The sequence below is a fragment of the Streptomyces marokkonensis genome, assembly GCF_008312835.1.
GTDB lineage: Bacteria > Actinomycetota > Actinomycetes > Streptomycetales > Streptomycetaceae > Streptomyces > Streptomyces marokkonensis_A.
The window spans coordinates 90,727-102,726 of the sequence record NZ_VSKS01000025.1 but is presented as its reverse complement, the minus strand read 5'-3'; the positions used below and the strand labels follow the sequence as shown (position 1 = coordinate 102,726).

At 70.7% G+C, this 12,000-nt stretch carries 11 protein-coding genes; all 11 read right to left on the bottom strand.

Features of this window, described 5'->3' with window-relative positions; translation table 11 throughout:
* The coding region (locus F1615_RS31480; RefSeq protein WP_280118914.1) for an S-adenosylmethionine synthetase N-terminal domain-containing protein at positions 1–593 on the bottom strand (593 nt) is incomplete at its 3' end.
* A 233-nt stretch (positions 594–826) separates the two neighbouring features.
* Positions 827–2,032, bottom strand: coding sequence for a bifunctional phosphopantothenoylcysteine decarboxylase/phosphopantothenate--cysteine ligase CoaBC (gene coaBC / locus F1615_RS31475; RefSeq protein ID WP_149552448.1), 1,206 nt, complete (start codon positions 2,030–2,032; stop codon positions 827–829).
* A 122-nt stretch (positions 2,033–2,154) separates the two neighbouring features.
* Complete coding sequence (gene rpoZ / locus F1615_RS31470; protein WP_004933985.1) at positions 2,155–2,427, bottom strand: DNA-directed RNA polymerase subunit omega; 273 nt, start codon at positions 2,425–2,427, stop codon at positions 2,155–2,157.
* 62 nt (positions 2,428–2,489) lie between these two features.
* Positions 2,490–3,047: a guanylate kinase gene (gene gmk, locus F1615_RS31465; protein ID WP_149552447.1), complete on the bottom strand. Its 558-nt coding sequence runs from the start codon at positions 3,045–3,047 to the stop codon at positions 2,490–2,492.
* 37 nt (positions 3,048–3,084) lie between these two features.
* Entirely contained in the window at positions 3,085–3,408 is a 324-nt protein-coding gene (locus tag F1615_RS31460) for an integration host factor (protein ID WP_003977346.1), read from the bottom strand.
* A 288-nt stretch (positions 3,409–3,696) separates the two neighbouring features.
* Positions 3,697–4,542 (bottom strand): orotidine-5'-phosphate decarboxylase, encoded by an 846-nt coding sequence (pyrF, locus tag F1615_RS31455; RefSeq protein ID WP_167533918.1) that lies wholly within the window; start codon positions 4,540–4,542, stop codon positions 3,697–3,699.
* Positions 4,539–5,645 carry a quinone-dependent dihydroorotate dehydrogenase gene (locus F1615_RS31450; protein WP_149552446.1) on the bottom strand — a complete coding sequence of 369 codons (1,107 nt, stop codon included), beginning with the start codon at positions 5,643–5,645 and terminating at the stop codon, positions 4,539–4,541. The genes pyrF and F1615_RS31450 overlap by 4 nt, the downstream gene beginning before the upstream one ends.
* Positions 5,646–5,696: 51 nt before the next feature.
* Complete coding sequence (carB, locus tag F1615_RS31445) at positions 5,697–9,005, bottom strand: carbamoyl-phosphate synthase large subunit (protein WP_149552445.1); 3,309 nt, start codon at positions 9,003–9,005, stop codon at positions 5,697–5,699.
* Positions 8,998–10,155, bottom strand: coding sequence for a glutamine-hydrolyzing carbamoyl-phosphate synthase small subunit (gene carA / locus F1615_RS31440; RefSeq protein ID WP_149552444.1), 1,158 nt, complete (start codon positions 10,153–10,155; stop codon positions 8,998–9,000). Before carA ends, carB begins: the two co-directional genes overlap by 8 nt.
* Positions 10,152–10,712 (bottom strand): hypothetical protein, encoded by a 561-nt coding sequence (locus F1615_RS31435; RefSeq protein ID WP_149552443.1) that lies wholly within the window; start codon positions 10,710–10,712, stop codon positions 10,152–10,154. The genes carA and F1615_RS31435 overlap by 4 nt, the downstream gene beginning before the upstream one ends.
* Complete coding sequence (locus F1615_RS31430; protein ID WP_149552442.1) at positions 10,709–11,995, bottom strand: dihydroorotase; 1,287 nt, start codon at positions 11,993–11,995, stop codon at positions 10,709–10,711. The genes F1615_RS31435 and F1615_RS31430 overlap by 4 nt, the downstream gene beginning before the upstream one ends.
* Between the last annotated feature and the right edge of the window lie 5 nt (positions 11,996–12,000).

Below are 12,000 nucleotides of genomic sequence, written 5' to 3'. Positions count from 1 at the left end.
GAGGAGACCACCACGGTGTCCAGCCGGACCGCCTTGTCGCCGTCGTACTCGATGGTGACCTGGGTCTTGCCGTCGGGGCGCAGGTAGGGGATCGTCCCGTTCTTGCGCACGTCGGACAGTCGCTTGGACAGCCGGTGGGCGAGGAACACCGGCAGCGGCATCAGCGTCGGCGTCTCGTCCGTCGCGTAACCGAACATCAGGCCCTGGTCACCCGCGCCCTGACGGTCCAGCTCGTCGTCGTCGCCCTCGACGCGGGCCTCGTAGGCGGCGTCGACGCCCTGCGCGATGTCCGGGGACTGCGCGCCGATCGACACCGACACGCCGCAGGAGGCGCCGTCGAAGCCCTTCTTCGAGGAGTCGTAGCCGATCTCCAGGATCTTGTTGCGCACCAGCGTCGCGATGTCCGCGTACGTCTTGGTGGTGACCTCGCCGGCCACGTGCACCAGGCCGGTGGTGATCAGGGTCTCGACGGCGACCCGGGAGCCCGGGTCCTCGCGGAGCAGCGCGTCGAGGATGGTGTCGCTGATCTGGTCAGCGATCTTGTCGGGGTGACCCTCGGTCACGGACTCCGAGGTGAACAGACGACGGGACACAATGCTCCCTGGGGTTGCAGCGGCTGCTGGCTGATCATTGGCGAACGGCGGGGGCTGCACCCGACGCCGTCAGTGGAACAGTTTATCGGTCGCGCTTCGCCACGGGTCCCCCTGTCTCGTCTCGCGAGAGCGCTGTGACCTGCGGCACGGGCATTCTCCACGGGCCGGGCGAGGTTTGCCAGAGGCGCCACACCCCCGGCGGACGCGGTTCGGGGGGACCGGCAGTGAATCAGTCACTCACCGAGGCGTTCGGAAACCAGGTCCCACACGGTGTCGGCCAGGGCCTCCTTGGGGCCGTGGGCGACGGGGGTTTCACTGCCGTCGGCACCCAGCACCACGGCCTCGTTCTCCTCGGAACCAAAGGTCTTGCGCTCTCCCACCTCGTTCACCACCAGCAGGTCGCAGCCCTTGCGCTTCAGCTTGGCGCGGCCGTTGGCGAGCACGTCGTCGGTCTCGGCGGCGAAGCCGACGATCACCTGTCCGGACCGCACCCGGTCGCCCGCGATCTCCGCGAGGATGTCCGGATTCCGTACCAGGGTGACGGGCTCGGGTTCCTGGTCGTCCTTCTTCTTGATCTTCCCGGCAGCGTAGGCCGCCGGGCGGAAGTCGGCCACGGCCGCCGCCATGACGACGGCGTCCGCGTCGGCGGCGGCGCGCAGGACGGCCTCGCGGAGTTCCACGGCGGTCCCGACGGCGACGACGTCCACACCGGCCGGGTCGGGCAGCGCGGCGTTGGCCGAGATCAGCGTGACGCGGGCACCCCGGGCGGCGGCGGTGCGGGCGAGGGCGTACCCCTGCTTGCCGGAGGAGCGGTTGCCGAGGAAGCGGACGGGGTCGAGGGGCTCGCGCGTGCCTCCGGCGCTGACGACGACATGCCGGCCCCGCAGGTCGGGCTCGGTGACGCCGCGGGCCAGCACCCGGCGGCAGACCTCGAAGATCTCGCCCGGGTCGGGCAGCCGGCCCTTGCCCGTGTCGGCGCCGGTGAGGCGTCCGACGGCCGGCTCGATGACGACGGCGCCGCGGGCGCGCAGCGTCGCCACGTTCTCCTGGGTGGCCGGGTGCTCCCACATCTCCGTGTGCATGGCGGGGGCGAAGACGACCGGGCAGCGGGCGGTGAGCAGGGTGTTGGTGAGGAGGTCGTCGGCCAGGCCGTGGGCCGCCCTGGCCAGCGTGTCCGCCGTGGCCGGGGCGACGACCACCAGGTCGGCGTGCTGCCCGATGCGGACGTGCGGCACCTCGTGGACGTCGTCCCAGACCTCGGTGGAGACCGGGTGGCCGGAGAGGGCGGACCAGGTGGCGGCGCCGACGAAGTGCAGGGCCGAGGCGGTGGGAACGACCCGCACGTCGTGCCCCGACTCCGTCAGCCGCCTGAGCAGCTCACAGGCCTTGTACGCGGCGATGCCACCGCTGACCCCCAGAACGACCTTCGGCTTGTCCACCGTCTCTCCCCGGAACCTCGGAAACCTGCGACCAACCCCATGAGACACCACAGGCCCGGCAGACGTACTGCCGGGCCTGTGGAAAAGTCAGCTGCGAACTGCTGATACGACGTACTGACCGGTTACTGGCCGGGGCCTTCGACGGCCTCGGAGGTCAGCAGTCCCGCGTTGATCTCGCGCAGGGCGATCGAGAGCGGCTTCTCGTGGACGTGGGTGTCGACGAGGGGACCGACGTACTCGAGCAGACCCTCGCCGAGCTGCGAGTAGTACGCGTTGATCTGGCGGGCCCGCTTGGCCGCGTAGATCACGAGGCTGTACTTCGAGTCCGTGGCCTCGAGGAGCTCGTCGATCGGCGGGTTGATGATGCCCTCGGGCGCGGAGATGGAAGAGGACACGCTCTACCTTCCGATGGATGGGAAAGATTCAGCCGACGCGACCGGTGGACGACTGCCCACGATCACACGACGTTCATCAAGGCTAGCAGCTCGCGGGCGACGTCCTGGACGGAGGTGTTGACCAGGGTGGTGTCGAACTCCGGCTCCGCCGCCAGCTCGGTCTTCGCGGCCCCGAGCCGGCGCTCGATGACCTCGGCCGACTCGGTGCCCCGGCCGGTGAGCCTGCGCACGAGTTCCTCCCAGGAGGGAGGAGCCAGGAACACCAGCTGCGCCTCGGCCATGGACTCGCGGACCTGCCGCGCGCCCTGGAGGTCGATCTCCAGCAGTACGGGCACACCCGCCTCCAGGTGCTCCAGCACCGCCGCGCGGGGCGTGCCGTAGCGGTTGCCGGCGAACTCGGCCCACTCCAGCAGCTCGCCGTTGGCGATCAGCTTGTCCATCTCCTCGTCGGTGACGAAGAAGTAGTGGACCCCGTGCTGCTCACCGGGGCGGGGCGCCCGGGTCGTCGCCGACACCGACAGCCAGACCTGGGGGTGTTCCTTGCGCATATGAGCGACGACCGTGCTCTTGCCGACCCCGGAGGGGCCGGAGAGCACGGTCAGCCGCGGTCGTTCACTCATGCAGCGATTATTCCAGTAGTCCCGGGCTGTCCGGAACTCAGGAGCCGGTGCTGCCGAACTCACGCTCCAGGGAGGCGATCTGGTTGGAACCGAGACCCCGCACGCGGCGGCTCTCGGAGATGCCCAGTCGCTCCATGATCTGCTTGGCGCGGACCTTGCCCACGCCCGGCAGGGACTCGAGCAGGGCGGAGACCTTCATCTTGCCGATGACGTCGTTCTCCTGGCCCTGCTTGATGACCTCGTGAAGGGAGGCGCCGGAGTGCTTGAGTCGATTCTTGACCTCGGCCCGCTCCCGGCGAGCCGCGGCGGCCTTTTCGAGCGCGGCTGCGCGCTGTTCAGGGGTAAGGGGCGGAAGAGCCACGCCTACGTCACCTCGGATGTCGAACTGTCGGATACGGACCGGTGAGGAACCTAGTCGCCCCACACCTGGGGAGCCACGAGCAACACGCCTGCCCGTTCTCCCCCACTACCTGAAGGGCGTGGGAGGTACCCCCACTCGTCGGAGACTAGCGGCCAACCGCGCCGGAGTCAGCGAGAACAGCGGAAAAGTCCTGGTCAGCCTCCGCCAGGCCGGACATTAAGGACATAATCCCCCGGATTTGAGGTTGTATCCAGAGCCCGGCGACCTCGGATTTGACCGCCGGAGGACTCAGGCGGCCGTCACCGCGGTCCGGACGTCCTCCGCGAACCGGTCCGCGGCGTCACGCAGAGCGACCACGTCGGGACCGTGGCGCAACACACCCCGGCTGACGTTCGGCACCACGTTGCGCACCGCCCTGCCGAACACCGCGGGCAGGTCGGCCGCCGTGGCCCCCTGCGCACCGATGCCGGGCGCCAGGATCGGACCGCCCATGTCCAGGTCGTACGAGGACAGGTCGCCGAGCGTGGCACCCACCACCGCGCCGAAGGACCCGAGCGGCTCCTCGCCGGCGTTCTCCAGGGCCAGGTGCCCGAGCATGGTCGCCCCGACGGTGCGTCCGTCGGCGCGGACCGCGTGCTGCACCTCGCCGCCCTCCGGGTTGGAGGTGAGCGCCAGCACGAACAGTCCGGTGCCGGTCTCCCGGGCCAGCGCGACGGCCGGGCTCAGCGAGCCGTAACCGAGGTACGGCGAGACGGTGAGCGCGTCGGAGAACAGGGGGGCGTCCTCGTGCAGGAACGACTCGGCGTAGGCGGCCATGGTGGAGCCGATGTCACCGCGCTTGGCGTCCATGACGACCAGCGCCCCGGCCGCCCGTGCCTCCTGGACCGTCCGCTCCAGTACGGCGATGCCCCGCGAGCCGAAGCGCTCGAAGAAGGCGCTCTGCGGCTTGAGCACGGCGACCCGGCCGGCGACCGCCTCGACGACGGTCCGGCTGAACCGCTCCAGACCCCTCACGTCGTCGCTCAGGCCCCACTCGGCGAGCAGGGAGGCGTGCGGGTCGATGCCCACGCACAGCGGGCCCCGCTCGTCCATCGCGCGGCGCAGGCGCGCGCCGAAGGGTGCCAGACCAGTCATGCCGTCGTCCTCACGTCGGCGCCCACCGCGTCGGCGAGCGTGGCGTAGGGGCTGGTGCGCAGCCGCGCGGCGAGCCCCTTGTGCATGGCGCGGCCCCAGAAGGGGCCCTCGTAGATGAACGCGCTGTAGCCCTGGACCAGCGTGGCACCGGCCAGGATGCGCTGCCAGGCGTCCTCGGCGTTCTCGATGCCGCCGACGCCGACCAGGGTGATGCGGTCGCCCACGCGCGCGTAGAGGCGGCGCAGCACGTCGAGGGAGCGTGCCTTCAGGGGGGCTCCGGACAGGCCGCCGGTCTCCTGGACGACGGCGGGAGCGGACCTCAGGCCGAGTCCCTCGCGGGCGATGGTGGTGTTGGTGGCGATGATGCCGTCCAGGCCGAGTTCCACGGCGAGGTCGGCGACGGCGTCGACGTCCTCGTCGGCGAGGTCGGGGGCGATCTTCACCAGCAGGGGCACCCGGCGGGCCGGGACCGCGCGGCCGGCGGCCTCGCGGACGGCGGCGAGCAGCGGGCGCAGGTGGTCCACGGCCTGCAGGTCGCGCAGTCCGGGCGTGTTCGGCGAGGAGACGTTGACGACCAGGTAGTCGGCGTACGGTGCGAGCCGCTCGGCGGACTTCACGTAGTCGGCGACGGCCTCGGACTCCGGGACGGCCTTGGTCTTGCCGATGTTGACGCCGACCACGGCCTTGAAGACGGGCGTGCGGGAGGCCAGGCGCGCCGCGACGGCGAGCGAGCCCTCGTTGTTGAAGCCCATGCGGTTGATCAGCGCCCGGTCCGCGACAAGGCGGAACAGCCGCTTCCTGGGGTTGCCGGGCTGCGGCTCCCCCGTGACGGTGCCGATCTCGACGTGGTCGAAGCCGAGCATCGCCATGCCGTCGATGCCGACGGCGTTCTTGTCGAAGCCCGCGGCGAGACCGAAGGGGCTGTGCAGGCGCAGCCCGAGGGCCTCGGTGCGCAGTTCCTTGTGGCGGGGGGCGAGCACGGCGGCGGCGAGGGTCCGCAGCACGGGGACCCGCGCGACCAGACGGATCCAGCGGAAGGCCATGTGGTGGGCCTGCTCCGGGTCCATCCGCTGGAAGAGCAGAGTGAAGAGAATCTTGTACATGGTGTCCTCATGGAGAGGGGGACACCGTTTCCGGTGTCCCCCTGGGGGCTGCTAGTCGCGGGCCGCGGTCAGATGTTCCGCGTGTTCCTGGAGGGAGCGCACGCCCACGTCCCCGCGGTTGAGCGCGTCGATGCCCTGGACGGCGGCGGCGAGCGCCTGGACGGTCGTCAGGCAGGGCACGGACCGGGCCACGGCGGCCGTGCGGATGTCGTAGCCGTCGAGGCGGCCGCCGGTGCCGTACGGGGTGTTGACGATGAGGTCGACCTCCCCGTCGTGGATCAGCTGGACGATGGTCTTCTCGCCGTTCGGTCCTGTGCCCTCGGACTGCTTGCGCACCACCGTGGCGTTGATGCCGTTGCGCTTGAGGACCTCGGCGGTGCCGGAGGTGGCCAGCAGCTCGAAGCCGTGCGCCACCAGCTCCCGCGCCGGGAAGATCATCGAGCGCTTGTCGCGGTTGGCGACCGAGATGAACGCGCGTCCCTTGGTCGGCAGCGGGCCGTAGGCGCCGGACTGCGACTTGGCGTACGCCGTGCCGAAGACCGAGTCGATGCCCATGACCTCGCCGGTGGAACGCATCTCGGGGCCGAGCACGGTGTCGACGCCGCGGCCGTGGATGTCCCGGAAACGGGACCACGGCATCACGGCCTCCTTGACGGAGATCGGCGCGTCCAGCGGCAGTTCCCCGCCGTCGCCCTTCGCCGGGAGCAGGCCCTCGGCGCGCAGCTCGGCGATGGTCGCGCCGAGCGAGATCCGCGCGGCGGCCTTCGCCAGCGGCACCGCGGTCGCCTTCGAGGTGAAGGGCACGGTGCGCGAGGCGCGCGGGTTGGCCTCCAGGACGTAGAGGATGTCCCCGGCCAGCGCGAACTGGATGTTGATCAGGCCGCGCACCCCGACGCCGCGTGCGATGGCCTCCGTGGAGGCGCGCAGCCGCTTGATGTCGAAGCCGCCGAGGGTGATCGGGGGCAGGGCGCACGCCGAGTCGCCGGAGTGGATGCCGGCCTCCTCGATGTGCTCCATGACGCCGCCGAGGTAGAGCTCCTCGCCGTCGTACAGCGCGTCGACGTCGATCTCTATGGCGTCGTCGAGGAAGCGGTCGACGAGCACCGGCCGGGAGGGGCTGATCTCGGTCGACTCGGCGATGTAGGACTCCAGCCGGGTCTCGTCGTAGACGATCTCCATGCCGCGGCCGCCGAGCACGTAGGACGGGCGGACGAGGACCGGGTAGCCGATCTCGTCGGCGATGGCCTTGGCCTCGGCGAAGGTGGTGGCGGTGCCGTGCTTGGGGGCCGGCAGGCCGGCCTCCTTGAGGACCCGGCCGAAGGCGCCGCGGTCCTCGGCGGCGTGGATGGCCTCCGGGGAGGTGCCGACGATCGGCACGCCGTTGTCCTTCAGCGCCTGCGACAGGCCCAGCGGGGTCTGGCCGCCGAGCTGGACGACGACGCCCGCGACCGGTCCCGCCTGCCGCTCGGCGTGGACGATCTCCAGGACGTCCTCCAGGGTGAGCGGCTCGAAGTACAGCCGGTCGGAGGTGTCGTAGTCGGTGGAGACGGTCTCCGGGTTGCAGTTGACCATCACGGTCTCGTAGCCGGCGTCGCTGAGGGCGAAGGAGGCGTGGACGCAGGAGTAGTCGAACTCGATGCCCTGGCCGATGCGGTTCGGGCCGGAACCCAGGATGATCACCGCGGGCTTCTCGCGGGGCGCGACCTCGGTCTCCTCGTCGTAGGAGGAGTAGAAGTACGGCGTCCTCGCGGCGAACTCGGCGGCGCAGGTGTCGACGGTCTTGTAGACCGGGCGGATGCCCAGCGCGTGCCGGACCTCACGGACGACGTCCTCGCGCAGGCCGCGGATCTCACCGATCTGCTGGTCGGAGAAGCCGTGCCGCTTGGCCTCGGCGAGCAGCTCGCGGGTCAGCTCGGGGGCGGCGGCGAGGTCGTCGGCGACTTCCTTGATGAGGAAGAGCTGGTCGACGAACCAGGGGTCGATCTTCGTGGCGTCGAAGACCTCCTCCGGGGTGGCGCCCGCCCGGATGGCCCCCATGACCGCGTTGATCCGGCCGTCGGTGGGACGGACCGCCTCGCGCAGCAGCTCCGTCTTGTCGCCCGCCTCGCCGACGAAGGTGAACTGGCTGCCCTTCTTCTCCAGCGAGCGCAGCGCCTTCTGGAACGCCTCGGTGAAGTTGCGGCCGATGGCCATGGCCTCGCCGACCGACTTCATGGTGGTGGTCAGCGTGGAGTCGGCGGAGGGGAACTTCTCGAAGGCGAACCGGGGTGCCTTCACGACCACGTAGTCGAGCGTCGGCTCGAAGGAGGCCGGGGTCTCCTGCGTGATGTCGTTGGGGATCTCGTCGAGGGTGTAGCCGACGGCGAGCTTGGCTGCGATCTTGGCGATGGGGAAACCGGTCGCCTTGGAGGCGAGCGCCGAGGAACGCGACACGCGCGGGTTCATCTCGATGACGATGACGCGGCCGTCCTCGGGGTTCACCGCGAACTGGATGTTGCAGCCGCCGGTGTCGACGCCGACCTCGCGGATGACGGCGATGCCGATGTCGCGCAGGATCTGGTACTCGCGGTCGGTGAGCGTCATCGCCGGGGCGACGGTGATGGAGTCACCCGTGTGCACGCCCATGGGGTCGAAGTTCTCGATGGAGCAGACGACCACGACGTTGTCGTGCTTGTCGCGCATCAGCTCCAGCTCGTACTCCTTCCAGCCGAGGATGGACTCCTCCAGGAGCACCTCGGTGGTCGGCGAGAGGGTGAGGCCCTGTCCGGCGATGCGGCGCAGCTCGTCCTCGTCGTGGGCGAAGCCGGAGCCGGCACCGCCCATGGTGAAGGAGGGGCGGACGACGACCGGGTAGCCGCCCAGCTCGTCGACGCCGGCGAGGACGTCGTCCATGGTGTGGCAGATGACCGAGCGGGCGGACTCGCCGTGCCCGATCTTGGCGCGGACGGCCTCCACGACCTCCTTGAACTGGTCGCGGTCCTCGCCCTTGTGGATCGCCTCGACGTTGGCGCCGATCAGCTCGACGCCGTACTTGTCGAGGACGCCGTTCTCGTGCAGCGAGATCGCGGTGTTGAGCGCGGTCTGGCCGCCCAGGGTGGGCAGCAGGGCGTCGGGCCGCTCCTTGGCGATGATCTTCTCGACGAACTCGGGGGTGATCGGCTCGACGTAGGTGGCGTCGGCGATCTCCGGGTCGGTCATGATCGTCGCCGGGTTGGAGTTGACCAGGACGACCCGCAGGCCCTCGGCCTTGAGGACGCGGCACGCCTGGGTGCCGGAGTAGTCGAACTCGGCGGCCTGGCCGATGACGATCGGGCCGGAGCCGATGACCAGGACGGACTGGATATCGGTGCGCTTAGGCACGCTGGCCCTCCATCGGGACTGTGCTCATCAAAGACGTGAAGCGGTCGAACAGGTAGGCGGCGTCGTGCGGGCCGGCTGCCGCTTCCGGGTGGTACTGGACGCTGAAGGCCGGCTTGTCGAGCAGCCGGAGGCCCTCCACCACGTTGTCGTTGAGGCAGACGTGGGAGACCTCGGCGCGGCCGTAGGGGGTGTCGGAGACCTTGTCCAGCGGGGCGTCGACGGCGAAGCCGTGGTTGTGCGCGGTGACCTCGACCTTGCCGGTCGTCCGGTCCTGCACCGGCTGGTTGATGCCGCGGTGGCCGTACTTCAGCTTGTAGGTGCCGAAGCCGAGGGCACGGCCGAGGATCTGGTTGCCGAAGCAGATGCCGAAGAGCGGGGTGCCGCGTTCCAGGACCGCCTGCATGACGGAGACCGCGTGGTCGGCGGTGGCGGGGTCGCCGGGTCCGTTGGAGAAGAACACGCCGTCCGGGCCGACGGCGTAGACGTCGTCCACGGTCGCCGTGGCGGGCAGCACGTGCACCTCGATGCCCCGCTCGGCCATGCGCTGCGGGGTCATGCCCTTGATGCCGAGGTCCACGGCGGCGACCGTGTACTTCTTCTCGCCGATCGCCGGGACGACGTACGGCTCGGTGGTGGCGACCTCGGCGGACAGGTCGGCGCCCTTCATCTCGGGCGCCTCCTGGACCCGGGCGAGCAGCGCCGCGTCCTCGCGCACCGCGTCGCCGCTGAAGATGCCGACGCGCATGGCGCCGCGCTCGCGCAGGTGCCGGGTGAGGGCGCGGGTGTCGACACCGCTGATGCCGACGACGCCCTGCGCGGCGAGCTCGTCGTCCAGCGAGCGCGTCGAGCGCCAGTTGGAGGGCACGCGCGCGGGGTCGCGCACGACGTAGCCGGAGACCCAGATCCTGCGGGACTCCATGTCCTCGTCGTTCACGCCGGTGTTGCCCACGTGCGGCGCGGTCATCACGACGACCTGGCGGTGGTAGGACGGGTCGGTGAGGGTCTCCTGGTAGCCGGTCATCCCGGTGGAGAACACCGCTTCGCCGAAGGTCTCCCCCACAGCCCCGTAGGCACGGCCGCGGAAGATCCGGCCGTCCTCCAGGACGAGTACGGCGGGAACCTTCGCGGTTCCCCTGGTGGAGGTTGTCATCGTGCGCCTTCCGTCTTGTTGATCATGTGATTGAGGGCCTGGACCCACTCGTTGTGCTCGGCCGCGTGGTCGGAGCGGAAGCCGGAGTCGATCAGCCGGTCGCCGTGCGCCCAGGTGACGACCAGCAGTCCGCCCTCGGTGAGGACCTTGCCTGCGATGCCCTTGTCGAGCCGGGCGCCGCGCAGCGCGCCGGCCGGGACGAAGAAGTCGTCCGCGCCGGGCCGTACGACGTCCAGTCCCGCGTCGGTGAGCGTCAGCTCGGCCCTGCTGCGGGTGCCCAGGCCGTGCGCCACGATGCGGTCGAGCCACTGACCGGCGGTGGTGGAGCCGTGGTAGCGGCCGCTCATGCTCAGTCTGGCCGGGCCGGGGTCGTCCGGCGCGCCGGGCAGCTCGGGCAGGTCGCCCTGGAGCGTGCCGCGCCACCTCCAGCCCTCGCGCATCAGCCAGTAGACGAGCGCGACGAAGAGGGCGAGTCCGACGACCCAGCCGATCCGGGCGGCCCAGTCGGTCACTTCCGCCGATTCCTTCCCGGCGGCCAGCAGGATTACAGGTGTCACGTGAGCTTCCCGTCGACGAGCGTGGCCTTGCCCCGGAGCCAGGTGTGCGTGACACGGCCCGGCAGCTCGCGGCCCTCGTACGGGGTGTTGCGGCTGCGCGAGGCGAAGCCCGCGGGGTCCACGGGACCACGGTATGCCGTGTCGACGAGGGTGAGGTTGGCGGGCTCACCTGCCGAGACGGGACGGCCGTGACCCTCCGCCCGTCCGATGCGCGCGGGCTTGAAGGACATGCGGTCGGCGACGTCGGCCCAGTCCAGCAGGCCCGTGTCGACCATCGTCTCCTGGACCACCGACAGCGCGGTCTCCAGGCCGACCATGCCCATGGCCGCGGCGGCCCACTCGCAGTCCTTGTCCTCGTGCGGGTGCGGGGCGTGGTCGGTGGCGACGATGTCGATCGTGCCGTCGGCGAGCGCCTCGCGCAGCGCCATGACGTCGCGCTCGGTGCGCAGCGGCGGGTTGACCTTGTAGACCGGGTTGTAGGTCCGCACCAGTTCGTCGGTGAGGAGGAGGTGGTGCGGGGTGACCTCGGCGGTGACGTCGATGCCGCGGGACTTGGCCCAGCGCACGATCTCGACGCTGCCGGCCGTGGACAGGTGGCAGATGTGGACGCGGGAGCCGACGTGCTCGGCGAGCAGCACGTCCCGGGCGATGACCGACTCCTCGGCGACGGCCGGCCAGCCGCCGAGCCCCAGCTCCGCGGAGACGACGCCCTCGTTCATCTGGGCGCCCTCGGTCAGCCGCGGCTCCTGCGCGTGCTGGGCGACGACCCCGCCGAAGGCCTTCACGTACTCCAGCGCGCGGCGCATGATCACGGCGTCGTGGACGCACTTGCCGTCGTCGGAGAAGACGGTGACGCCGGCCGCGGACTCGTGCATGGCGCCCAGCTCGGCGAGCTTGCGCCCCTCCAGGCCGACGGTGACGGCGCCGATGGGCCGCACGTCGCAGTAGCCGTGCTCCCTGCCGAGCCGCCAGACCTGCTCGACGACGCCGGCGGTGTCGGCGACCGGGAAGGTGTTGGCCATGGCGAACACGGCCGTGTAGCCGCCGCTCGCCGCCGACCGGGTGCCGGTCAGCACGGTCTCGGAGTCCTCGCGGCCGGGCTCGCGGAGGTGCGTGTGCAGGTCCACCAGGCCCGGCAGCAGCACCTTGCCGCCGGCCTCGACGACCTCGGCGCCCTCGCCGGACAGCCCGGTGCCGACCTGCGTGATCGTTTCACCGTCGACCAGGACGTCCTGCGGCTCGCCGCCGAGCACCTTCGCACCACGGATCAGGATCTTGCTCATGGGTC

What these genes read in the sequence shown, in the direction of transcription:
- gmk (WP_149552447.1), bottom strand. Translation starts at nt 3,047, where the DNA reads ATGAGTGAACGACCGCGGCTGACCGTGCTCTCCGGCCCCTCCGGGGTC.
- pyrF (WP_167533918.1), bottom strand. Translation starts at nt 4,542, where the DNA reads ATGACTGGTCTGGCACCCTTCGGCGCGCGCCTGCGCCGCGCGATGGAC.
- F1615_RS31450 (WP_149552446.1), bottom strand. Translation starts at nt 5,645, where the DNA reads ATGTACAAGATTCTCTTCACTCTGCTCTTCCAGCGGATGGACCCGGAG.
- carA (WP_149552444.1), bottom strand. Translation starts at nt 10,155, where the DNA reads ATGACAACCTCCACCAGGGGAACCGCGAAGGTTCCCGCCGTACTCGTC.
- F1615_RS31430 (WP_149552442.1), bottom strand. Translation starts at nt 11,995, where the DNA reads ATGAGCAAGATCCTGATCCGTGGTGCGAAGGTGCTCGGCGGCGAGCCG.